This window comes from Synechococcus sp. CCY 9618 (assembly GCF_019038415.1).
Classification (GTDB): Bacteria; Cyanobacteriota; Cyanobacteriia; order PCC-6307; family Cyanobiaceae; genus Cyanobium.
Window position 1 is genome coordinate 19,913 of the sequence record NZ_JAFKRG010000006.1, and the last position, 21,709, is coordinate 41,621.

Here is a 21,709-nt window from a genome sequence, read left to right on the forward strand (position 1 = left end):
CGCCGATCAAGCGCTGGCGCTGGCCAGTTCCGGCAGAGCCGGTGTGGCCGACTGCTTGCGGATCACCACCTGCTTGTCGTCGTCGACATCCACGAGGCAGGCATCGCCTTCGCCGATCCGGCCGGAGAGGAATTCCTCTGCCAGCGAATCCTCCAGCAGGCGCATCACGGCGCGGCGCAGGGGACGGGCTCCGTAGCTGGGGTTGTAGCCCTCTTCCACGAGTCGTTCCTTGAAGGCCTCGGTGACCGCCATGCCGATGCCCTTGTCCTGCATGCGGGCGAAGACTTCGCGCAGCATGATCTCGGCGATCAGTTTGACTTCGTCGCGGGTGAGCTGACGGAAGACGATGATCTCATCGAGACGGTTGAGGAACTCGGGGCGGAAATACTGCTTGAGTTCCTCATTGACCAGGGAGCGGATCCGGTTGTACTGCGTCTCCTCAACATCGCCGCCGCCGAACTCAAAGCCGAGGCCGCCGCCGCCCTTCTCGATCACCTTCGAACCGATGTTCGAGGTCATGATGATGAGTGTGTTCTTGAAGTCGACCGTACGACCCTTGGAATCAGTGAGCCGGCCGTCTTCCAGGAGCTGGAGCAGCAGGTTGAACACATCGGGGTGGGCTTTCTCGATCTCGTCGAAGAGCACCACGGTGTAGGGACGGCGACGGACTGCCTCGGTGAGCTGGCCGCCTTCGTTGAAGCCCACATAGCCAGGAGGCGAGCCGATCAGCTTGCTCACGGTGTGGCGCTCCATGAACTCGCTCATGTCGAGGCGGATCATGGCCTCCTCGCTGCCGAAGAAATAGGCGGCCAGAGCTTTGGTGAGTTCGGTCTTGCCGACGCCGGTGGGGCCGGAGAAGATGAAACTAGCGATGGGGCGGTTGGGATTCTTCAGACCCACCCGGGCCCGCCGGATCGCCCGGGACACGGCCCTGACCGCTTCGTCCTGGCCGATCAGCCGCTGGTGCAGAGTCTCCTCCATGTTCAGCAGCTTCACAGACTCGCTTTCGGTGAGCTTCTGCACCGGCACGCCCGTCCAGGAGGCGACGATCTGGGCGATGTCCTCTTCGGTCACCAGCGGCGAACGGGATTCGTCGGTACCGCCAGCATCGGCAGGCGGGGCGACGAGCGCGACCGCCGCCTCGCCCTCCACGGAGGCGCCTGCAGGTTCGTCGTCACGGCGGGCCTGCAGGATCGAACGGATCTGGTCGCGCAGCTCCACTTCCTTGTCGCGGAGTTCACCGGCCTTGGTGAAGTCCTGCTGACGCACGGCGTCCTCCTTTTCCTTCTGGACGCCCCGTAGCTGTTTATCGACTTCCTTGGCAGCCGGTGGCAGCTTGGAGTTGAGCAGGCGCACCCGGCTGCCGGCCTCATCGATCAGGTCGATGGCCTTGTCGGGAAGGAACCGGTCGCTGATGTAACGGTCGCCGAGGGTGGCGGCGGCCACGAGGGCCTCGTCGCTGATCTTGAGACGGTGGTGCTGCTCGTAGCGCTCCCGCAGACCCTTGAGAATCTCGATGGTGTCGATGACGGAAGGTTCTCCCACCATCACCGGCTGGAAGCGGCGCTCGAGGGCGGCATCGCGCTCGATGTGTTTCCGGTACTCGTCGAGGGTGGTGGCGCCGATGCACTGGAGCTCGCCCCTTGCCAGGGCGGGCTTGAGAATGTTGGCGGCGTCGATGGCCCCTTCGGCGGCACCGGCTCCGATCAGGGTGTGAACCTCATCGATCACCAGGATCACGTTCCCGGCGGAGCGGATCTCCTCCATGATCTTCTTGAGTCGCTCCTCGAACTCACCCCGATATTTGGTGCCGGCCACCAGCAGGCCGATGTCGAGGGTGAGGACGCGCTTGTCCTCGAGGATGTCGGGGATCTCCCCCTGGGTGATGCGCTGGGCGAGCCCTTCGGCGATGGCCGTCTTGCCGACGCCTGGTTCGCCGATCAGCACCGGATTGTTCTTGGTGCGGCGGCCGAGGATCTGAATCACCCGGTCGATTTCGTTCTGACGGCCCACCACCGGATCGAGCTTGGACTCGGCCGCCAGCTGGGTGAGATTGCTGCCGAACTCATCGAGGGTGGGCGTCTTGGTGGAGCCTTTGCCCGATCCGCCGGAGGCCACCTCGGCCGTTTCGCCCAGCATGCGGATCACCTGGGTGCGCACCTTGGCCAGATCGACCCCGAGGTTCTCCAGAACCCGGGCGGCGACGCCCTCGCCTTCGCGGATCAGGCCCAGCAGCAGGTGCTCGGTGCCGATGTAGTTGTGCCCCAGCTGGCGCGCCTCCTCGAGGGACAGCTCCAGGACCCGCTTGGCCCTGGGAGTGAAGGGGATCTCGACGGCCACGAAGCCCGAGCCCCGACCGATGATCTTCTCCACCTCCACCCGGGCGTCCTTGAGGTTGACCCCCATTGACTTGAGAACCTTGGCGGCGACACCGGTGCCTTCGCCGATCAGGCCCAGCAGGATCTGCTCGGTGCCGACGAAGTTGTGACCGAGGCGGCGGGCCTCTTCCTGGGCCAGCATGATCACCTTGATGGCCTTCTCGGTAAACCGCTCGAACATGGGGCGGGACCAGATGCAAGTGCAACCAACCTATCAGGATTGAAGGGCGGCGTGGGAACCCGCGACCACTCTCGCCTCGAACCTTTGTGCCGCAAGGGCTGAAGCCGACCAGAAAATAAATAACTGGCTGTGAATCAGCGGAAATGAGTACATATAACTTCGGTTATCCACACTCTTTCACGTCTTCATGCTGAGCCATTGGATCAGGGCGTCCTCGCCGTTGCGGTAGTAACCATGACGGATGCCGGCGGTGCGGAACCCCAGGGCCCCGTAGAGCCCGCGGCCGGAGTCGTTTCCGGCCGCCACCTCCAGCGTCGCCCTGGTGGCTCCGCGGAGGGCGGCATGGTCCATCAGTTCCACCAGCACCCTGCGTCCGAAGCCCCTGCGGCGATGGCCGGGGGCCACCGCCACCAGGGTGATGTGGAGCTCGTCGAGCACCAGCCAGCCGCAGGCCATGGCCAGCAGCTCCGGGCCCCGGCCCAGGCCGATGCCCGGCCGTTCCTCCTCCTCCAGCTCCCGCTGCCACTGGCCCAGGCTCCAGAGCCCCCCCAGGGCGGCCCTGTCCAGGGCCAGGCAGGCGGGCGCGTGGGCCGGAGCCAGCCGGAACAGGGTCGGGGCCGGCAGGGGAAAGGGGGGCGGCACGGCCGACGGGCATGAACCTCCTTACGATCAGGCATCCCGACCTTCCTCCGGAGCAGGCCGTCATGGTGACGAGCGCATCCCCGACGACCGATTCCCTCGCCCCATCCCCCGGCGCGGGGAGCACCGTTTCGGCCGAGGAGGGCGGGGTGGCCTACGAGAACGACGTCGATCTCCTCAGTCCGAACCGCAACCTGGCCCCCATCACCGCCCGTTGTGACGGCCGGGGCCGGCTGACGGTGGGTGGCTCCCTTTTGAGCGATCTGGTCCGTACCCACGGCACACCGCTCTACGTGCTGGACGAGGCCACCCTGCGGGCCACCTGCAGGGCCTACCGGCAGGCCCTGGCTGAGCACTACCCCGGCGAGGCCCTGGCCCTCTACGCCTCCAAGGCCAACAGTTCCCTGGCGATCACCGCCCTGGTGGCCTCCGAGGGACTGGGCCTCGATGCCGTCTCCGCCGGCGAGCTGCTCACGGCCCTCGAGGGCGGCATGCCGGCCGATCGGATCGTTCTGCACGGCAACAACAAGTCGGCCGAAGAGCTCCAGCTCGCCATCGACCGGGGCGTCACCGTGGTGCTCGACAACTGGAACGACATCGAACTGCTCACCAGGCTGGCGGCTTCGCGGCCGCGGCCCGTTCGTCTGCTGGTGCGGTTCACACCGGGCATCGAGTGCCATACCCACGACTACATCCGCACCGGTCACCTCGACAGCAAGTTCGGCTTCGATCCCGACCAGCTGGAACCGGTGCTGCGTCACCTGGCCGCCTGTCCCTGGGCCTGGCTGGATGGCCTGCATGCCCACATCGGCTCCCAGATCTTCGAGCTGGAACCCCACCGCGACCTCGCCGGAGTGATGGCCGATGCCCTGGCCCTGGCCCGCTCCCTCGGTCACCCCTGCGGCGACCTCAACGTCGGCGGCGGCCTCGGCATCCGCTATGTCGGCTCCGACGATCCGCCGAGCATCCAGGAATGGGTGCGCGTGGTGGCCGGGGCGGTGGCCGAAGCCTGCCGTCAGCGCCAGCTGGCGCTGCCCCGGCTGCTCTGCGAGCCGGGTCGTTCCCTGGTGGCCACGGCCGGACTCACGCTCTACACGGTGGGCAGCCGCAAGGAGATTCCTGGTCTGCGCACCTATCTGGCGGTGGACGGTGGAATGAGCGACAACCCTCGCCCGATCACCTATCAGTCGCTCTACACGGCCGTCATGGCCGACCGGCCCCTCGCCGAAGGCACCGAAACGGTGACCGTGGCGGGCAAGCACTGCGAATCCGGAGATGTGCTCCTCCATGACGTCCGGCTGCCGGCCGCCACCCCCGGGGATGTGCTGACGGTGTTCGCCACCGGGGCCTACAACGCCTCCATGGGCTCCAACTACAACCGGATTCCACGCCCGGCGGCGGTGCTGGTCCGCGACGGCGTCGCCGAGCTGGTGCAGCGGCGGGAGCAGCCGGAAGACCTACTGCGCTACGACGTCCTGCCGGCCCGGCTCCGGCCGGTAATCTGAGTCCGACAGGCGGCCTTCCGGTGACCCGGCCTGCCCTTCCCATTCCTTGTGATCTGGCTGCGGCTCATCGATCCCCGCCTGCTGCTCGATCTTCTGTTCGCCTCCCTGCTCGGGCTGCTTCTGCTCGGCCGGGTCACCGAGGCGCGCACCCTCTGGCTGCTGCGGGGGTATCTGTTCCTGGTGGCGCTGGCCTGGTTCGTGCAGCGCTACGCCAACCTGCCGCTCACCAGCAGCCTGGTGGATGCCCTGGTGCTGGCCTGTAGCCTCGCCCTGGCGATCCTCTGGCAGGGCGAGCTGCGGCGGCTGATGGAGCTGCTGGGCACCGGGCGGATCGGGGTTCTGTTCGCCGATCGCAGCCGCGACCAACTGGCCTCCGGCTCGGTCAGCATGCTCACCGAGGCGGCTGGCCGGCTCTCCCAGGTCCGCTGCGGGGCCCTGATCGTGCTCGATCTGGGCAGCGATCTGCGGCCGGAGGATTTCCTCAATCCCGGCATCCGGATCGATGCCCACCTTTCGGTCGACCTGATGCTGAACCTCTTCGCGGTGGACACGCCGCTCCATGACGGTGCCGTTCTGGTCCAGAAGAACCGGATCGTGGCGGCTGGTGTGATCCTGCCCCTCTCCCGCCAGGGCCTGAATCGCTACGGCACCCGCCATCTGGCGGCCATGGGCCTCACCGAGCGCCACGACGGCTGCTTCTGCATCGTCGTCTCCGAGGAGACGGGCACCCTGTCCCTGGCCTCCCAGGGCCGACTGGAGCGGCCCATCACCAGCAGCCGACTTCACGACCTGCTCACCGACGCCCTGGCCACCGTGCCGACGGGACGTAGCGTGTCCGCGGACCCGCCGGAACATCGCGGATGAGTCGCGCCCTGGCGACCACTCCATTCTCCGATCCCGATCAGCTGCCCGCCCAGCTCGATCCGGCTCGGTTGCCACGCCATGTGGCCGTGATCATGGACGGCAACGGTCGCTGGGCCCGCCAGCGGGGTCTGCCCCGGGCCATGGGCCACCGAGCCGGGGTGGAGGCGCTGAAGCGCACGCTCCGCCACTGCAGCGACTGGGGTATCGGCGCCCTCACCGCCTACGCCTTCTCCACCGAGAACTGGACCCGGCCCGGGGAGGAGGTGGCCTTTCTGATGGCCCTGTTCGAACGGGTGCTGGCCAGGGAGCTGGAGGCGCTGGAGCGCCAGCAGGTGCGGATCCGCTTCCTGGGTGATCTGGAGCCGCTGCCCGAGGGCCTGCAGGGCCTGATCGCCGATGCCACCGAGCGCACCGCCGGCAACACCGGCATCCATTTCAATGTCTGCACCAACTACGGTGGCCGCAGCGAGCTGGTGCGCGCCGCCCGGCGCCTGGCCGACCGGGCGGCCCGGGGCGAGCTTGACCCGGCCAGCATCGATGAATCCCTGTTCGCCGGCGAGCTGTTCACCGCCGGCGACGCCGATCCCGATCTGCTGATCCGCACCAGCGGCGAGCACCGCATCAGCAACTTCCTGCTCTGGCAACTGGCCTATGCGGAGCTGCACATCACCGAGGTGCTGTGGCCCGATTTCGACACCGGGGCCCTGCTGGCGGCGCTGTTGGATTATCAGGGCCGCCAGCGCCGCTTCGGCGGCGTCCAGAACGGTGTGGAGAACGCTCAATGAAACTGCGCCACGACTGGTCCCGCGAGGAGATCCAGGCCCTGCTCACCCTGCCCCTGGTCGATCTGTTGTGGCAGGCCCAGGCTGTGCACCGCACTGCCAACCCCGGGTACCACGTCCAGCTGGCCTCTCTGCTGAGCGTCAAGACCGGTGGCTGCGAGGAGGATTGCTCCTATTGCCCCCAGTCGATGCACCACGCCAGCGACGTGGCCGGCCGTCCCCAGCTGGCGGTGGAACCGGTGCTGGAGCGGGCCCGGGCGGCCCGGGCCGCCGGCGCCCACCGGTTCTGCATGGGTTGGGCCTGGCGGGAGATCCGGGACGGGGCCCCCTTCGAGGCCATGCTCTCGATGGTGCGCGGTGTGCGGGAGCTGGGACTCGAGGCCTGCGTCACCGCCGGCATGCTCACAGGCGACCAGGCGGAGCGGCTGGCGGCGGCGGGGCTCACCGCCTACAACCACAACCTGGACACCAGCCCGGAGCACTACGGCCGGATCATCTCCACCCGCACCTACCAGGAGCGGCTCGAAACCCTGCAGCGCGTGAGGTCCGCCGGCATCGACCTCTGCTGCGGCGGCATCATCGGCCTCGGGGAGGCCCTGGAAGACCGGGCTGGCCTCCTGCAGGTGCTGGCCTGCCTGGATCCCCATCCCGAGAGCGTGCCGATCAACGCTCTGGTGGCCGTGGCGGGCACCCCCCTGGAGGAACGGCCCCCTGTGGACCCCCTGGAGCTGGTGCGGATGGTGGCCACCGCCCGCATCCTCATGCCCCGCAGCCGGGTGAGGCTGAGCGCCGGCCGGGAGCAGCTGGGGCGGGAGGCCCAGATCCTCTGCCTGCTGGCGGGGGCCGATTCGATCTTCTATGGCGACACCCTGCTCACCACCTCCAACCCGGCGGTGGCCAGCGACCGGGAGCTGCTGCAGGCGGCCGGAGTGCGGGTCTCCACGGCACCGGCACCGGTGGCGGCAGCGCGCTGAGGGTGCAGGTCGCCGCCTTCTATCGGTTCGTCAGCTTCACGGCGGCGGAACTGCCCCTCTGGCGCGAGCGGCTCCAGGCCTTCGGCCGTGCCGGGGACCTGCGCGGCACCGTGCTGCTGGCGGGCGAAGGCATCAACGGCACCGTCTGCGGTTCCGCCACCGGCGTCGGCGCCCTCCTCGACCACCTGCAGGCCGATCCGCGGCTGGCGGGGCTGGAGGTCAAGCGCAGCGAGGCGACCCACCAGATCTTCCATCGCTTCAAGGTCCGCCTCAAGCAGGAGATCGTCACCATGGGGGTGCCCTCGGTCGCGCCCCGGGCCGGCAGCGGGGTGCCGGTGGCTGCTGAGCATTGGAACGACCTGCTGGCCGACCCGGACACCCTGGTGATCGATACCCGCAATGGTTACGAGGTGGCCCTGGGCAGTTTCGAAGGGGCGATCGATCCGGACACCGCCAGTTTCCGGGACTTTCCTGTCTGGGTGGAGCGGCAGTTGCGGCCCCTGGTGGCCGATCGGCGCCCGCGCCGGCTGGCCCTGTTCTGCACCGGCGGCATCCGCTGTGAGAAGGCCACGGCCCACCTGCTGGCGGAGGGCTTCACCGGCGTCCACCAGCTGCAGGGCGGCATCCTGCGCTACCTGGAGCGGGTGCCGGAGGCCGCCAGCCGCTGGCGGGGGGAGTGCTACGTCTTCGACCAGCGGGTGGCCCTCGATCACCGGCTCGTCCCCGGCCACCACAGCCTCTGCCATGCCTGTGGCCTGCCCCTCAGCCCCGCCGACCGGGCCCTGGCGAGCCACGTGGAAGGGGTGAGCTGCCGCCACTGCATCGGCCGCTTCTCCGCCGCCGACCGGGAGCGGTTCGCCGAGCGCCAGCGCCAGATGGCCCTGGCCGACCTCCGCGGCGACCGCCACATCGGCCGGGCGATGCCGCCGGCCGACCGCTGAGCACTGCCCGATGGACCCTCCGATCTTCTACAGCTTCCGCCGCTGCCCCTTCGCCATCCGGGCCCGGATGGCCCTGGCGGCGGCCGGGCTGCGGCCGGGCTCGGAGCTGGAACTCCGCGAGGTCCATCTCGATCACAAGCCTCCCGAACTTCTGGAGGCCTCGGCCAAGGGCACCGTGCCGGTGCTGTGGCTGCCCGCGGCTGCCGGAGCGGGCCCTGCGGGCGTGCCGCAGGTGCTTGACGAGAGCCTGGCGGTGATGCGCTGGGCCCTGGGCGCCCATGACCCGGCCGATCTGCTGCGGGCCGGTGCCCCCATGGAGCGCGCGGCCATCGCCGCCCTGATCGAGGAGAACGACGGAACGTTCAAGACCCACCTGGATCGCTTCAAGTACGCCAGCCGCCATCCCGGTGCCGACCCCATGGAGCACCGGGCCGCCGCCCTGCGGATCCTCATGCGCTGGAGCGTGGCCCTGGAGCGGGGGGGCTGGCTGGTGGGATCGCGGGCCTCCCTGGCCGATCTGGCCTTGTGGCCCTTCGTGCGCCAGTTCCGGCTCGCCGATCCGGCGGGATTCGATCGGGAGCCGGCCCTCACCCCGCTGCGCCGCTGGCTGCACCGCTTCCTGGAAGGTCCCGCCCTCGCCGAGGTGATGGCGGAGGCCTGGGCTCCCCGCCACGCCTGGCGATCCCCCCGCTGGCTCTACCACCTGGCCCTGGCGGAGGAGTGGCGGGAGGCCCGCACCCAGGGGGTCTACCGACGCTCCACCCGGGGGCGCTCCCTGGAGGAGGTGGGGTTCATCCACGCCAGCGGCGCCCACCAGGTGGACGCCACCTTCCAGCGCTTCTACGACGATGCGGGGGAGGTGCTGCTGCTCACCATCGACCCCCAGCAGCTCTCCGCGCCGGTGCGCTGGGAACCGGCCCCCCCCAGCGGAGAGCGCTTCCCCCACATCCATGGGCCCCTGCCCCTGAAGGCGGTGCTGACGGCCGAGCCCTTTCCCCGCCGGCCGCCAGCTCCGGTGGTGTCGCCCTCCCCATGCTGACCCTGGCGGCCGTGGAGCAGGGGGCCCGGGCCCGGGGTCTGCTGCTGCGGCTGCGTGTCGGTGGGTGGGTGGGGGTGCGGGGGGTGCGGGTGGTGCTGGCCCGGCCCCGGCCGGAGGCTGCGCCGCTGCTGCTGGGGGAGCTCAAGGGCTGGTTTCTGCCGGCGCGGGACGGTCTGCGGCTGGACACCATGCGCGTGCAGGGTCAGGACACCCAGGCCGTCGGGCCGCTGATCTGGGCCGCCACCTTCGCCTGGGCCCTGGAAACCACCCCCTGCCGCACGGCCCGGCTGCTGGCCATCCGCGACGGGGATCGCCAGCACCGGCGGCTGGTGCGCTACTTCCGCCGCCTCGGCTTCGTCCCCCTGCGGGAGCTGGGCGGCGATCCGCTGGATCTGGCCCCGCGGCTGCTCTGGGGCGGCGCCGGCCTGCTGATGCAGGCAGACTGCGGCGAAGGGCTGCGGCGCTGCGAGCGATGGCTTCGCCACACGGCACCGGTCTGATTCGCCGCCAGCCTGGCCCCCCCGGATCGCTCCGGCCCCCGTGCCATCATCCGCAGCGCCGGCCCCGGTGCACGGACGGATGACTCTTGATGACGGCGGCGACGGGCTGAAGGCCATGGCAGCGGCCTTTGACCTGCCCGGACCGGTCGCGAGCGTCGAGCCCCTGGGCAGCGGCAACGTCAACGACACCTATCAGGTGAGCACCGAGGGCTCCCCCGGGCGGCGCTACGTGCTGCAGCGTCTGAACCAGCGGGTGTTCCGCCGGCCCGATCTGGTGATGGCCAACATCCTCACCATCGGGGAGCACGTGGGCAAGCGACTGGCGCGGGCCTGTCCCGTGCGGGGGGAGCGCCGCTGGGAACTGCCTCAGGTGGTGCGGGCGCGGCGGGACGGTCGGGCCTGGGTGGAACGGGGCGATGAGTTCTGGCGCCTGCTCACCTTCGTCGAAGCCGCCCGCAGCTTCGACGTGGTGGCCTCGGCTGATCAGGCCCGGGAGGTGGGCTACGGCCTTGGACTGTTCCATCACCTGATCAGTGACCTGCCTCCGGAGCGGCTGGCGGACACCCTGGAGGGCTTCCATGTGACCCCCTCCTATCTGGCCCACTACGACGCGGTGCTGGCGAGTGCAGCAGGGGTGACGGGGACCGATGTTCACCACTGCCGTGCCTTCGTGGAGGACCGTCGCGACTTCGCCCCGGTGCTGGAGCAGGCGCGGGCGCGGGGGCTGCTCGTGCCGAGGCCCATCCATGGGGACCCGAAGGTCAGCAACGTGATGCTGGATGTGCACACCGGCCTGGCGGTGGCGCTGGTGGACCTGGACACGGTGAAGCCGGGGCTGATTCACTACGACATCGGCGACTGTCTGCGTTCGTGCTGCAATCCGGCGGGGGAGGAAACCAGCGATCTGGACAGCGTGCGTTTCGACCTCGAGCGCTGCCGGCAGGTGCTGGGCGGCTACCTGGCCGCGGCGGCGGGTTTTCTCACCGATGCGGACTACGACCATCTCCAGTCCGCCATCCGCCTGATCAGCTTCGAGCTCGGTCTGCGCTTCTTCACCGACCATCTGGCCGGTGATGTCTATTTCCGGGCGGACCATCCTGGCCACAACCTGCAGCGGGCCATGGTGCAGTTCCGCCTGACGCGGAGCATCGAGGCCCAGGAGCGTCAGATCGCTGCCCTGATCGCGGATCTGCGGGCCCACCATTCCCCCGCGTGTCGGTGATGGCCCTTCCCTCTGGCGCTGCGTTCGGCCTCCATCCCTTCGATCCCGGCGTCGTGCCGCCGGCCCTGCGGCTGAGCGGCCGGGTGGAGCGCCAGGACGGCCGGCTGAGCCTGATCTATCACCTGGAGGGTCCCCTCCAGACGCTGCGGCTGCCACCCTGGGCCCAGGCCCCGGGGCGCCGCGACGAGCTCTGGACGACCACCTGCTTCGAGTGTTTTCTGGCCACCGGGGAACAGGGCCCCTACTGGGAGGTCAACCTGTCACCGGCCGGGCACTGGAACCTCTACAGGCTCGAGGACTACCGCTCCGGCCTCCGGCCCGAGTCCGCCTGCGGGACCCCCAGCCTCCAGCTGGACTCCGGCGAGTGCCGCCTGACCCTGCGGGCGGCCATCCCCCTGCCCCCGGCCCTGGCGGCCGCGACGCGGCTCCACCTCGGGGTGACGGCCGTGATCGCGTCCGCCGCGGGGGAGCTGAGCTACTGGGCCCTGGCCCATCCCGGCCCCGAACCCGATTTCCACCGCCGGGACGGCTTCCTGCTGCGGCTCTGAACCGCGGATCCGGGATGATCGATAGGGTGTGGGTTCCGCCGGCCCCCATCGCTGATGCGATCCGTCGTTCTGGCCCTTGCCCTGATGGTGGCCGCTCCGGGCGCCCGGGCCGTCCCGTTCAGCCTGCGCAGCAGCGACATCCCCGCCGGCGGCACCATCGGGCTGCGCCAGGTGTTCGACGGCTTCGGCTGCACCGGCGCCAACATCTCCCCTGCCCTGGCCTGGAGCGGACCACCGGCGGGCACCCGCAGCTTCGCCCTGCTGGTGCACGATCCCGACGCCCCCACCGGAGGCAGCGGCTGGTGGCACTGGCTGCTGCTCGACCTGCCCGCCGGCCTGAGGGGACTGCCCTCCGGTGCGGGGAGCGCTGGTGGCGCCGGCCTGCCCGCCGGGGCCCGCCAGATCCGCACCGACTACGGCATCCCGGGCTGGGGTGGTCCCTGCCCGCCGGTGGGGGACAGCCCCCATCGCTACGTGTTCACGCTCCATGCCCTGAAGGTGGCGAAGCTGGAGGTTCCCGAGGGCGCCTCCGCTGCCCTGGCGGGTTACATGGTGAACGCCAACAGCCTGGGCACGGCCACCTTCACGGGCTTCTACGGCCGCAGCCGCTGAGGCTCACAAGTGGGCACTGATCCATCCTCACCGGCGTGGTAGCTGCTGCGCACCAGGGGGCCGCTGCGCACCTGGAGGAAGCCCAGGCCCCGGGCGACGGCGCCCAACTCTTCGAACTCCTCCGGCCTCCAGTAGCGGGCCACCGGGATGTGGGCCAGGGAGGGCCGCAGGTACTGGCCCAGGGTGAGCCGCTGGCAGCCGGCCGCCCGCAGCTGCTCCAGGCTGGCCACCACCTCCTGGCGGCTTTCGCCGAGGCCCAGCATCAGACCGGATTTGGTGGGGATCGCCGGCGCCAGTTCCCGGGCGGCGGCCAGCAGCTCCAGGGAGCGGCGGTAGGTGGCGCCGCGGCGCACCTCTCCCTGCAGGCGCTCCACCGTCTCCAGGTTGTGGTTGAAGCACACCGGAGCGGCGGCCAGCACCGTGGCCAGCCGCTGGCGCTGGGCCCGGCGGCCCGCCTCCGGGTCCGGGTGGCCGCCCCAGAAATCGGGGGTGAGCAGTTCGATCGCCACGGCGGGATCACGCCGGCGAATCGCCGCCATCGTGGCAGTGAACAGGCCGGCACCGTGGTCGGCCAGGTCGTCGCGGGCCACGGCGGTGAGCACCACGTAGCGCAGCCCCAGCACCTGCACCGCCTCGGCCACCCGCTCCGGCTCGCTGCCATCGAGGGGAACGGGGGCCCGGCCCTTGTCCACCTGGCAGAAGGCGCAGCTGCGGGTGCAGATGGGCCCGCCCAGCAGGAAGGTGGCGGTGCCGGCGGCGTAGCACTCCCCCCGGTTGGGACAGCGGCCCTCCTCGCAGATGGTGTGCAGCCGCTGCTGCTTCACCACCCCCTGCACCCGCTCCAGGGCCGAGGCCTCCCCCAGGGGCCGGCGGATCCAGTCCGGCAGCCGCTCGGCGGGAGGGATGGCGCTGTAGCGGCTGGTGCTGGTCATGGCTGCGGGCTCATTCCATCCGGCGGCGGCCTTCGAAGGCCCGCGCCAGGGTGACCTCATCGGCGTATTCCAGCTCCCCCCCCACCGGCAGGCCGTAGGCGATGCGGGTGACGCTGGTGAAGGGCTTCAGCAGCCGGGCCAGGTAGAGGCTGGTGGTGTCCCCCTCGACGCTGGGGGTGAGGGCCAGGATCACCTCGGTGATCCCGTCCCGGTCCACCCGCTCCACCAGGGGCTGGATCTGCAGCAGTTCGGGGCCCACCCCATCCATCGGCGAGATCAGTCCCCCCAGCACGTGGTAACCCCCGTGGAATTCGTGGGTGCGCTCCATCGCCAGCAGGTCGCGGGAGTCGGCCACCACGCACACCTGGCCGTTGCGGCGCTCCTCGTTGCGGCAGATCTCACAGAACTCCTCGGCCGAGAGATGGAAGCAGCCGCGGCACTGCCCCACCTGGCTGCGGGCCGCCAGCAGGGCATCGGCGAAGCTGCGGATCTGCTCCTCCGGCTGGCGCAGCAGATGCAGGGCCAGCCGCTGGGCCGTGCGGGGGCCGATGCCCGGCAGGCGCTCGAACTGGTCGATCAGCCGGGCCAGGGGTCGGGTGAAACCGCTCAGCGAACCGCTGCAGATGGGGAGAATCTAGGAGGGGCCTGGCGCGCGGAGCGGGGGGGCGCCGGGTGAAGATGGCCCATGGCTCCCGCCCGCCCCCTTGCCCCGCTTCGCGCCATGGGTTCTTCCGCCGCCCCCGTCCCCGGTGCTCCACCGGCCTCCGCTCGCCGCAACGGGCGCCGCCGGGGCCTGGGCTCCCTGCTGACGGGGCTGCTGCTGACCCTGGTGCTGGTGGGTTGCAGTGCCGCCGCCGCGGGCCTCAATTCCTTCCAGAGTCCCGACGGGCGCTACGCCTTCCTCTATCCCACCGGCTGGACCCGGGTGCAGGTGAGCGATGGCCCCCAGGTGGTCTTCCACGATCTGATCAACAGCGACGAGACCCTCAGCCTGGTGGTGTCCGAGGTCACCCCGGAGCGGGACCTCAGCCAGCTGGGCAGCGCGGTCGAGGTGGGGGAGACCCTGCGCCGCAGCGTGATTTCGCCGGAGGGCAGCGGCCGTGATGCCGAGCTGGTGGAAGCCCGCGAACGGGAGCAGGGAGGCCACACCTACTTCGATCTCGAATACCGGGTCCATCTGGCCGACCGGGACCGCCACGAGCTGGCCACGGTGGTGGTGGACCGTGGCCGGCTCTATACCTTCGCCGCCAGCACCAACGAGGCCCGCTGGACCAAGGTGAAGGACCTGTTCGGGGTGGTGATCGGCTCCTTCACCCTGCAGATCTGAGCGTGACCGCACCGGGACCGGCGGGGGCTCGCCAGGTCCGGGTGGCTGTGGTGGGGGGGGGGCTGGCCGGCAGCCTGCTGGCCCTGGAGCTGGCGGAGCGGGGGCTGGCCGTGGTGCTCATCGATGCCGGCAGCGACGGGGCCACGGCCCTCAGCTACGGCGGCGTGGCCTGGTGGGCCGGAGCTCCCGGTCCCCTTGGCGGGCTGATCCGCCGGGCTCCGGCCGCCTGGCACCGGCTCGAGGCCCGCCATGGCCCGCTCGGCTGGCGGGGCTGCGGGCTGCGGCTCCATGGCGGCGGCTGGGCCACCCCGCTGCTGCGGCCCCCGTTCGCCCAGGTGGACAGCACCGTGCTGATGGCCGCCCTGCCTGGGGCGCTGGCGGCTGCCGGGGTTGCCCGGCGCCGTGCCCGGGTGGTGGGTCCGCCGCGGCCCGGTTCCGGTGGCTGGCTGCTGGATCTGGAGCCGGGCCCGCTCCTGACGGTGGATCAGGTGGTGCTGGCGGCGGGGGCCGGTTGCCGCCAGCTGGCTCCCGGCCTGCCCGAGCGGCTGCGGGCCAGCTGGGCCGGCGTGCTCACTCTGCAGGATCGATCCAACCTGCCGAGGTCGCCACCCAGCCGCTGGGTGCGCCATGCCGCGGCCTGCCGCATCGTGCAGCCCCGCCGCTGGCAGCGCCCGGCCCTGGAGGGGGGCGCCGCGGCGCTGCAGGAGGAGCGCTGGATCGTGGATGCCGGTTTCGCCCCCTGGGGGCAGGGGCTGCTGCTGGGCCAGAGCAGCCTGGTGCGGCCGGGGCTGGCCGCCGGCATCCCGCCGGCGGCGGCGGCGATGGAGAGCCACCTGCGCCGGGGCCTGGCCGGACTTGATCCGGTCCTGGCCGCTCTGCCAGGTCCCTTCCTGCAGGTCCCGGTGGCGTTCTGCATCGGCGCCGTTCCCCTGGTGGGTCCCGTGCCGGGGGCGGCGGGTCTCTGGGTCTTCAGCGGCTTCGGCGGTGCCTTCGCCCAGGTGCCGGTGCTTGCCCCCCTGCTGGCGGCAGCCATCACGGACGGCTCCGAACTGTCGACCCTGGCGAGATTGGGAACCCTGCCGGGCTGACAGGCGCCGATCCATCCTGCATGCTGGCGCCGATGGACTCCTCCGCTTCCCCGTCCGGTGCACCACGGCCCCGCCGGCCGGTGGCGGGCCTGGGGCGGCGCTGGCGGGGTCTGGGCGACCGGGGTCAGGTGGCTGCCTGCCTCGTGGCCATGGGCGGGGCCCTGGGACTGTGGGTGCTGTTCTGGCCGGTTCCCACCGAAGTGATGGGCCAGGGGGTGCTCCTCTATCCAGATAATGCCGGCCTGCTTGATGCCCGTTCCGGCGGCCAGGTCCGCCGTCTGCGGGTGACAGTGGGGGACAGGGTGCAGCGGGGGCAGGTGCTGATCGAGCTCCATCTGCCGGTGCTCGACCGCCAGCTGCAGCAGCAGCGGGGCAACCTGGCCCAGCTGGAGCGCCACAACAGGGATCTGGACCGAAGGGATGCCCTGCGTCTGGCCAGCGAGAAGCTCAGCGTCGACACTGCGCTGGCCAAGCTGGCCCAGGACCGCCGCCGCTACGAGGCCCTGGGGGCCACCTACGCCGAGAAGGTGCGCAACCTTCGCTGGCTGAGTGGTCGGGAGGTGGTGGCCCCCCTGGCTGCCGAGGTGGTGGCTGCCGAGCAGGGCCTCACCAGCAATGGCGTCAGTCTCGACGCCGTGCGGATCCAGGAGAAGGAGTTGCTCACCCGCTACGAGCAGGTGGAGCTGGACATCCAGACCCAGGCCCTGCAGCGCCGGTATCGGATCGACGACCTGCGCCGCCAGATCAGGGTCACCGAAGCCCGGCTGGCCTACGACGGCCAGGTGCTCGCCGACCGGGACGGCACGGTGCTGGATCTGCAGGTGATCCAGGGCCAGACGGTGGCCACCGGCCAGCGCCTGGGCACCCTGGGGCGGCCCGATGCTGCGGGCAAGGACGCGCCGAGGCTGCAGGCGGTGGCCTATTTCGCGCCTGCCGATGCCCGCCGCCTGCCGGTGGGTCTGCCGGTGGAGGTGGTGCCCCTGTGGGACCAGCGGGGCCGCTTCGGAGGGATCGTGGGCACGGTGCGCCGGGTGCTGACCCTGCCGGCCACGGAGGAGGACATCTCCACCACCATCGGCAATCCCCAGCTGGCCCGCGACCTGCTCAAGCGGGGACCGGTGATGCGCGCTGAGATCAGCCTTCAGCGCGACCCCACCAGCCGGGATGGGTATGACTGGACCCTCTCGAACGGCAGCAGCGTGTTTCCCGTTCGCGAGGGACTCACGATCGCCGGCCATGCCTATGTGGAGTGGCGCCCACCGATCACCTACGTGCTGCCCGGACTTCGCTCCCTCACCGGCGGCTACCGCAGCCTGCGGATCGATCGCCTCTGGGACCGTCCTCCCCTGCGCCAGCCTGGCGGTCTGCCGTGAGCCGACGCAGCCGGCTGCGGATCCGCAATCCCCTGCTGCGTCAGGAGCTGCCCTGGCTGGTCAGTGAAGCGGTGCTGCTGGTGGTGCTCTGCAATGCCAATCCGCCGGAACTGTGGTTCTGGCTCGTGGTGCTGGTGGTGATCCTGGGATACCGCGTCGAACGCTGGTTGGCCTCACGTCCTGAATGAGCCCCATGATCGGTGTGGGGATCCGTGCGGCTGTTCAGCCTGCGGTTTCCTGGAATCTGTTGACGAAGCTGGCCCAGGAGGCCTCGGAATCTGTGGAGAACCGCTCGCTGTCGTCGTCCTCATCGCGATCGATGTTGCGAAGGCGTTTGAGGTCGTACATCAACGCATCACCATCAGCAAGCAGTTCTGCAATGGTTTCATGTTTTTCCGGTTGGAATGCCGTGATTCCGTAGGAAAATTCAATCTCATAATCTTTGTCTGAAAGACGATTGTCGTGGTTCAGGGCGTCCTTCAGCCGGAGGATCACCTTCTCCGCCTGAGCCTGGGTGGCATTGATCAGCAGCACGGTGAATTCATCACCCCCCAGCCGGGCAATGACATCGGAATCGCGACAGACATGCTGGATGCGTTCGGCGAACGTGATCAGGGCCCGATCCCCCTCCTCATGGCCGTGGTTGTCGTTGATGGCCTTGAAGCGGTCAAGGTCGAGGAAGAGAAGGGAAACCGGAGTACCCTGCCGGGTGCAGAGTTGGAGACTCTGCTGGGCCAGGGACAGGAAACCGCGTCGGTTGGAGAGGCCGGTGAGTTCGTCCTTGGTGGCGAGCAGGGTGACTGCCAGTTCGTGCTCGACCATGGCGGCGAGGTCTTTGAGGGTGTCGATCTGATCCGGATCCAGGGACCGGGGCGATTGATCGATGATGCAGAGCGTTCCCAGCTTGCGGTTGTCAAGGATGAGGGGGCAACCGGCATAGAAGCGGATGTGAGGGTCATCCACCACCAGGGGATTGTCGGAGAATCTCCCATCTTGAAGAGCATCTTCCACGATGAAGACCTCCGATCCGAGAATGGCATGTCCGCAGAAGGAGATGTCTCTCAATGTTTCCGAGGCATCCAGACCGATGCAGGACTTGAACCATTGCCGATTTTCGTCCACAAGGCTCACCAGGGAGATCGGCACGTTGAAGATGCGCTGAGCCATCCGGGTGAGCCGGTCAAACCGACTCTCCTTCGTTGTGTCCAGGATGCATAGGGAACGCAGCTTCGCCAGCCTTTGCATTTCGTCTTCAGGGGTGGAAGGAGGTTTCAATGGCTGGCTCTGATGGATGGTGGGAAAGGGAAGCTGACCGGCCACCGGAGGCCGCAGGGTTGTCGAGGGGATGGCTGTGGCAGAAGCTGCGGCTGATGCTGCCAAAAATCCTGACCCCCTTTCATGGGAAGGGGAGCGCTGGCGGAATCGCCGGTTGCTGACGCGTCTTTACCTGATGACTGAAGTTGCAATTTTATCGTGTTTTTCCTGAACTTGTCATGCCTCCAAGCGAAACCAGATCACACCTGGGGGTCTGTTTCCTGGTCAGACAATGTACCGCCCCCGTATACTCACCCTCCCTTCATCGCACTTCCCCCGGTGCCATGGTGATTCTCAAGCCAGCGCTCCAGCTGCACTTCATTCCATGTGTCCTGGCGCACCCAGCCGCCGACCGGTGCCGCCAGGGCGGCCACCAGCAGCAGGAGTGGTGAGAGGGCGATGGTCCCGGCGATCTGGGCCACGAACAGGGCGCAGAACAGAGGGGTGCGGCAGGCGCCGCTGAACAGGGCCGTCGCCCCGCACCACACCAGCAGCTGACGCTCCGGCGATGGCAGATCCCCGCTGAAAGGGCCCGCCAGCAGGGCTCCCAGGGACATGGCATCGTGCATCACTCCCCCGGGGGCGCCGATGGCGATGCTCAGCACCGACGCCAGCAGGCGCCAGGGGAACAGGTCGAGTCCGGGGGGATTCTCTCCGTAGGCCATCTGGAGGATCAGCAACTGTCCATCGTTGAGGCTCCAGCCATTGCTGGCGATCGCCGCCAGGGCCATCACCAGCCCGGCCAGAACGGCCGCCAGCAGCAGGCGCTGAACGGGCCGATCGCCCGGGGGCCGGGGTCTGGAGAGCCAGAGGCTCCAGCGGTGCGCCATCCAGGCGGTGAAGGCGCTGAACACTCCCCCCAGCCCGCCCGCCACCAGGATCAGGAGCCCCATCCGTCCCAGCAGGCGGCCGTCGAGATCCACCAGCGTGTTGATGCCCGCATGGTGGGCGGGAGCGGCATCGGGGATCATGGGCCACAGGCCCGTGGCTCCACTGAGGACCACGCCCAGGCCAGCCATCAGCAGGGTTCCGTTGATCAGGGCGGCCGATCGCCGGCGGCACAGTTCCTCCACGGCGTAGGTGACCCCCAGCAGCACGGAATGGAAGGCGATGCCCAGGCCGGCGCCCGCTCCGGTCGCCAGCAGCACCGGCAGGGGCAGGCGCTGCAGGGGAGCGGCCCTGTGCCGAAGCGCCAGCAGCAGGCTCGCGCCCAGGGAGGCGGAGGGGGACTCCAGACCCACCGTGAGGCTGGCGCCGTGGGTGAGCACCAGCAGGGGCAGGCGGGCCAGCTGGCCGCGCAGATCGAGGGATCTGAGCGCTGCGGTGCGGGTTGGCCCCACGGAAACCTGCACCATCTGCAGGGCCAGCACCCCCGTCAGCCCCCCGCCCCTGCCGCCCTTCAGGGGGCCGTTGGCCAGCAGGGCCAGCAGCACCGTGCCGGCAAACACCAGGAGCAGGCTCATCGGCCTGATCCCGCCCCCGTCGCCCAGGGGCCAGAGCTTCTGCAGCCGGAACCCCAGGGCCGAGATCCACTGGTAGGGCTGCAGCAGCAGCAGCAGCAGCGGAGCGGCCAGCAGCAGGGTGATCACCTGCCCGCAGGTCAGGCTCCCGTCCTCTGCCGCCGCAACGGCATCGGTGCCGATGACGGGTACGGGGGGGGTCATGGCGTCCACTGAAGAAGCGCCGGAACCGGGGCGGCCGGATCGGTGGGCATGGGCAGCAGTTCGCGCAGCAGCTGGGCGTAGGTGACGTTCACGTTCACGGTGGCCTCCAGCCGCTGGACCAGGCTGGTTATCAGCCTCTCCTGGGTGTTGGAGAGATCGAGTTCGCTGCTCAGTCCCGCCTGGTAGCGGAGGCGGGCGTCGCGGAAAGCCTCCAGGCCCGCGGCAACCCCGCGCCGGGCCGCCACCAGCCGGGCCAGGCTGGCTTCGTGGCCGAGGAAGGCCTGCTCGATCCGCAGCCGGATGTCATTGCGGCGAGCCGCGTACCGCTGGGCCGCGGCCGCACTGCGGCGGGCCAGGGCCCTTTCCTCGCCCCGGGTGCTGCCCGCATCGAAGAGCAGCCAGCTCAGCGTCAGGCCCACCGACCAGTCGCTGCCGTAGGTGTTGAGGGAGGTGGCCACGGTGGCGCCGCAGCAGCCGCCGTCGGCGCTGCGCACGTTCCAGCTGTTGGCGTTGGCCGCGCTGGCGCCGGCGCTGGCGAACAGGGACAGCTTCGGCAGCAGCCCGGCGGCCACCGCATCCTTCTGGCGCAGCAGGGCGTCGCGGGTCGCCAGGATCGCCTCCAGTTCCGGGTTGTTCCGGTAAGAGGCCAGCAGGCTGGCCTCCAGATCGAGCGGCCAGCGGGGCTGCAGGCGGATCGGATCGCTGGCGGCCGGGGTCAGTTCGGGCGGCAGATTGAGCAGGGCCGCCAAGCGCCGCCGGGCGATCGCCCGTTCCGCCAGGGCTGCGATCAGCAGCTCCTGGTCGCTGGCCTCGATGGCCTGGCGGCGCAGCACGTCGAGCCGGGGCACCAGTCCGGCCTGCTTGAGATCCAGGCTGTCCTGAAGGATCAGCAGGTCGTTGCGCACCGCCGCGTCACGGATGCGCACGAGCTGGTCGGCCCGCTGCAGCTGGTAGTAGCTCTCGCTCAGGCTGAGCTGAAGCCGCCGCAGGGCCTCGGCGTACTCCTGGCGGGCGCTCTGCAGGCCCGCCAGGGCGGCCTGGGCCCTGGGGGTACGGGCGAAGTCCAGCAGCTCGTAGTGCAGCTGCAGGCCGGCGGTCACCGCCTGGTTGTTGGTGTTGAAGGAGGCCCGTCCTCCGGGGGGGATGAAGAAGGGACTGCTGGGGGGGAAGAGAGTTCCGGTTCCTGTCGGTGAGAAGAAGCTGGTGCTGCCCTGGTCGGTGCCCCCGCCGGCGAAGGCCGAGATCCGTGGCCAGTAGGCGCCCATGCGGCTCTGCAGTTCAGCCAGGGCTGCCGCCACCTCTTCGCGGAGGGCCTGCACGCTGGGGCTGTTGGCGAAGCCGATCGCCAGGGCCTGGTCCAGGCTGAGGCCCTGGATCAGGCCGGCTCCCAGGCTGCCGGCCTCCGGCAGCGCCAGCGGCGCCGGGGGTGTCGCCGCCTGGGGCCGCAGTGGTGCCGTTGGGGGGGCATTCGGGGCCAGCAGCGTCTGCGGCAGCGCCGGCATGGCCAGACCATCGCTCGGACGGGGCTCGTCTGCGGAGGGCAGCAGGGCATCAAGGGCTTTGATCTGACGATCCAGCTCTCTCCAGTTGCGCTCCAGCCGTTCCTGGGCGCCGGCCCCCCGCAGGGGCAGGGGCTGGGCGACCGCCGGCGGGCCCACCAGGACGGCAGGCCAGAGGCTGAACCCCAGGATCAGCGCCACGCCGCTGCGCCTGCCCCGGGACCGCTCCGCTCCACTGCCCCCCATGGTGCGCTGCATGTCCCATCCGGCGCCCAGTCTGCTCGACATCGTCATCCCGGACTCCCAGGAGCTGAAACCCAGTTGGAC

Annotated in this window: 21 protein-coding genes; 14 read left to right on the forward strand and 7 right to left on the reverse strand. The window is 69.9% G+C overall.

Annotated features, from left to right (window positions below):
* Positions 1 to 6: 6 nt before the first annotated feature.
* Positions 7 to 2,559, reverse strand: a complete 2,553-nt coding sequence (locus tag KUG41_RS01085) for an ATP-dependent Clp protease ATP-binding subunit (protein WP_216900212.1) — start codon at positions 2,557 to 2,559, stop codon at positions 7 to 9.
* A 177-nt stretch (positions 2,560 to 2,736) separates the two neighbouring features.
* Positions 2,737 to 3,201: a GNAT family N-acetyltransferase gene (locus tag KUG41_RS01090; RefSeq protein ID WP_216900213.1), complete on the reverse strand. Its 465-nt coding sequence runs from the start codon at positions 3,199 to 3,201 to the stop codon at positions 2,737 to 2,739.
* A gap of 62 nt (positions 3,202 to 3,263) precedes the next feature.
* Here KUG41_RS01090 and lysA point away from each other — a divergent pair, with 62 nt between their 5' ends.
* The 10 genes from lysA to KUG41_RS01140 all read left to right on the forward strand — a co-directional run bounded on the left by lysA (position 3,264) and on the right by KUG41_RS01140 (position 12,185).
* A complete protein-coding gene (gene lysA / locus KUG41_RS01095) occupies positions 3,264 to 4,703 on the forward strand; it encodes a diaminopimelate decarboxylase (RefSeq protein ID WP_216900214.1) in 1,440 nt (479 codons plus the stop codon).
* Between the two features lie 48 nt (positions 4,704 to 4,751).
* Positions 4,752 to 5,567 (forward strand): diadenylate cyclase CdaA, encoded by an 816-nt coding sequence (gene cdaA / locus KUG41_RS01100; RefSeq protein ID WP_216900215.1) that lies wholly within the window; start codon positions 4,752 to 4,754, stop codon positions 5,565 to 5,567.
* The gene (locus KUG41_RS01105) at positions 5,564 to 6,352 is read left to right on the forward strand and encodes an isoprenyl transferase (protein WP_216900216.1); all 789 of its coding nucleotides are present in this window, start codon (positions 5,564 to 5,566) and stop codon (positions 6,350 to 6,352) included. Before cdaA ends, KUG41_RS01105 begins: the two co-directional genes overlap by 4 nt.
* A complete protein-coding gene (bioB, locus tag KUG41_RS01110; protein ID WP_216900217.1) occupies positions 6,349 to 7,323 on the forward strand; it encodes a biotin synthase BioB in 975 nt (324 codons plus the stop codon). Before KUG41_RS01105 ends, bioB begins: the two co-directional genes overlap by 4 nt.
* Entirely contained in the window at positions 7,320 to 8,264 is a 945-nt protein-coding gene (locus KUG41_RS01115) for a rhodanese-related sulfurtransferase (protein ID WP_216900308.1), read from the forward strand. The genes bioB and KUG41_RS01115 overlap by 4 nt, the downstream gene beginning before the upstream one ends.
* A 10-nt stretch (positions 8,265 to 8,274) precedes the next feature.
* Positions 8,275 to 9,303, forward strand: coding sequence for a DUF952 domain-containing protein (locus tag KUG41_RS01120; protein WP_216900219.1), 1,029 nt, complete (start codon positions 8,275 to 8,277; stop codon positions 9,301 to 9,303).
* Positions 9,297 to 9,803, forward strand: a complete 507-nt coding sequence (locus tag KUG41_RS01125) for a hypothetical protein (RefSeq protein WP_216900221.1) — start codon at positions 9,297 to 9,299, stop codon at positions 9,801 to 9,803. The genes KUG41_RS01120 and KUG41_RS01125 overlap by 7 nt, the downstream gene beginning before the upstream one ends.
* Positions 9,804 to 9,882: 79 nt before the next feature.
* Positions 9,883 to 11,025: a phosphotransferase enzyme family protein gene (locus KUG41_RS01130; protein WP_216900223.1), complete on the forward strand. Its 1,143-nt coding sequence runs from the start codon at positions 9,883 to 9,885 to the stop codon at positions 11,023 to 11,025.
* Positions 11,025 to 11,573, forward strand: a complete 549-nt coding sequence (locus KUG41_RS01135) for a DOMON-like domain-containing protein (protein ID WP_216900225.1) — start codon at positions 11,025 to 11,027, stop codon at positions 11,571 to 11,573. Before KUG41_RS01130 ends, KUG41_RS01135 begins: the two co-directional genes overlap by 1 nt.
* 54 nt (positions 11,574 to 11,627) lie before the next feature.
* On the forward strand, positions 11,628 to 12,185 hold the full coding sequence (locus KUG41_RS01140; protein ID WP_216900227.1) for a YbhB/YbcL family Raf kinase inhibitor-like protein: 558 nt from the start codon (positions 11,628 to 11,630) through the stop codon (positions 12,183 to 12,185).
* On the opposite strand, the gene lipA is transcribed toward KUG41_RS01140, so the two are convergent.
* Positions 12,167 to 13,117, reverse strand: coding sequence for a lipoyl synthase (gene lipA, locus KUG41_RS01145; protein ID WP_216900229.1), 951 nt, complete (start codon positions 13,115 to 13,117; stop codon positions 12,167 to 12,169). The genes KUG41_RS01140 and lipA overlap by 19 nt on opposite strands.
* Before the next feature lie 10 nt (positions 13,118 to 13,127).
* On the reverse strand, positions 13,128 to 13,697 hold the full coding sequence (gene recR, locus KUG41_RS01150) for a recombination mediator RecR (protein ID WP_254216717.1): 570 nt from the start codon (positions 13,695 to 13,697) through the stop codon (positions 13,128 to 13,130).
* A 105-nt stretch (positions 13,698 to 13,802) separates the two neighbouring features.
* On the opposite strand from recR, the gene psbP reads away from it, so the two are divergent.
* The 4 genes from psbP to KUG41_RS01170 are packed head-to-tail and all read left to right on the forward strand — an operon-like array spanning position 13,803 to position 17,093.
* Entirely contained in the window at positions 13,803 to 14,444 is a 642-nt protein-coding gene (gene psbP, locus KUG41_RS01155) for a photosystem II reaction center PsbP (RefSeq protein ID WP_254216710.1), read from the forward strand.
* A gap of 2 nt (positions 14,445 to 14,446) precedes the next feature.
* Positions 14,447 to 15,532, forward strand: a complete 1,086-nt coding sequence (locus tag KUG41_RS01160; RefSeq protein WP_216900231.1) for an FAD-dependent oxidoreductase — start codon at positions 14,447 to 14,449, stop codon at positions 15,530 to 15,532.
* Positions 15,533 to 15,564: 32 nt separating this feature from the next.
* Positions 15,565 to 16,905, forward strand: a complete 1,341-nt coding sequence (locus KUG41_RS01165) for an NHLP bacteriocin system secretion protein (RefSeq protein WP_216900233.1) — start codon at positions 15,565 to 15,567, stop codon at positions 16,903 to 16,905.
* Entirely contained in the window at positions 16,902 to 17,093 is a 192-nt protein-coding gene (locus KUG41_RS01170) for a hypothetical protein (protein ID WP_216900320.1), read from the forward strand. The genes KUG41_RS01165 and KUG41_RS01170 overlap by 4 nt, the downstream gene beginning before the upstream one ends.
* A 34-nt stretch (positions 17,094 to 17,127) precedes the next feature.
* On the opposite strand, the gene KUG41_RS01175 is transcribed toward KUG41_RS01170, so the two are convergent.
* The 3 genes from KUG41_RS01175 to KUG41_RS01185 form a co-directional block, all read right to left on the reverse strand.
* Positions 17,128 to 18,225: a diguanylate cyclase domain-containing protein gene (locus KUG41_RS01175; RefSeq protein WP_371733989.1), complete on the reverse strand. Its 1,098-nt coding sequence runs from the start codon at positions 18,223 to 18,225 to the stop codon at positions 17,128 to 17,130.
* A 245-nt stretch (positions 18,226 to 18,470) separates the two neighbouring features.
* On the reverse strand, positions 18,471 to 19,883 hold the full coding sequence (locus KUG41_RS01180; RefSeq protein ID WP_216900235.1) for a chloride channel protein: 1,413 nt from the start codon (positions 19,881 to 19,883) through the stop codon (positions 18,471 to 18,473).
* Positions 19,880 to 21,640, reverse strand: coding sequence for a TolC family protein (locus tag KUG41_RS01185; RefSeq protein ID WP_254216711.1), 1,761 nt, complete (start codon positions 21,638 to 21,640; stop codon positions 19,880 to 19,882). The genes KUG41_RS01180 and KUG41_RS01185 overlap by 4 nt, the downstream gene beginning before the upstream one ends.
* Positions 21,641 to 21,709 lie beyond the last annotated feature (69 nt).

Bases quoted from the DNA above. Each gene is read 5' to 3' on its own strand.
- KUG41_RS01085 (WP_216900212.1), bottom strand. From the start codon at position 2,559: ATGTTCGAGCGGTTTACCGAGAAGGCCATCAAGGTGATCATGCTGGCC.
- lysA (WP_216900214.1), top strand. From the start codon at position 3,264: ATGGTGACGAGCGCATCCCCGACGACCGATTCCCTCGCCCCATCCCCC.
- KUG41_RS01105 (WP_216900216.1), top strand. From the start codon at position 5,564: ATGAGTCGCGCCCTGGCGACCACTCCATTCTCCGATCCCGATCAGCTG.
- bioB (WP_216900217.1), top strand. From the start codon at position 6,349: ATGAAACTGCGCCACGACTGGTCCCGCGAGGAGATCCAGGCCCTGCTC.
- KUG41_RS01120 (WP_216900219.1), top strand. From the start codon at position 8,275: ATGGACCCTCCGATCTTCTACAGCTTCCGCCGCTGCCCCTTCGCCATC.
- KUG41_RS01125 (WP_216900221.1), top strand. From the start codon at position 9,297: ATGCTGACCCTGGCGGCCGTGGAGCAGGGGGCCCGGGCCCGGGGTCTG.
- KUG41_RS01130 (WP_216900223.1), top strand. From the start codon at position 9,883: ATGACTCTTGATGACGGCGGCGACGGGCTGAAGGCCATGGCAGCGGCC.
- KUG41_RS01135 (WP_216900225.1), top strand. From the start codon at position 11,025: ATGGCCCTTCCCTCTGGCGCTGCGTTCGGCCTCCATCCCTTCGATCCC.
- KUG41_RS01140 (WP_216900227.1), top strand. From the start codon at position 11,628: ATGCGATCCGTCGTTCTGGCCCTTGCCCTGATGGTGGCCGCTCCGGGC.
- lipA (WP_216900229.1), bottom strand. From the start codon at position 13,117: ATGACCAGCACCAGCCGCTACAGCGCCATCCCTCCCGCCGAGCGGCTG.
- psbP (WP_254216710.1), top strand. From the start codon at position 13,803: ATGGCTCCCGCCCGCCCCCTTGCCCCGCTTCGCGCCATGGGTTCTTCC.
- KUG41_RS01165 (WP_216900233.1), top strand. From the start codon at position 15,565: ATGGACTCCTCCGCTTCCCCGTCCGGTGCACCACGGCCCCGCCGGCCG.
- KUG41_RS01180 (WP_216900235.1), bottom strand. From the start codon at position 19,883: ATGACCCCCCCCGTACCCGTCATCGGCACCGATGCCGTTGCGGCGGCA.
- KUG41_RS01185 (WP_254216711.1), bottom strand. From the start codon at position 21,640: ATGCAGCGCACCATGGGGGGCAGTGGAGCGGAGCGGTCCCGGGGCAGG.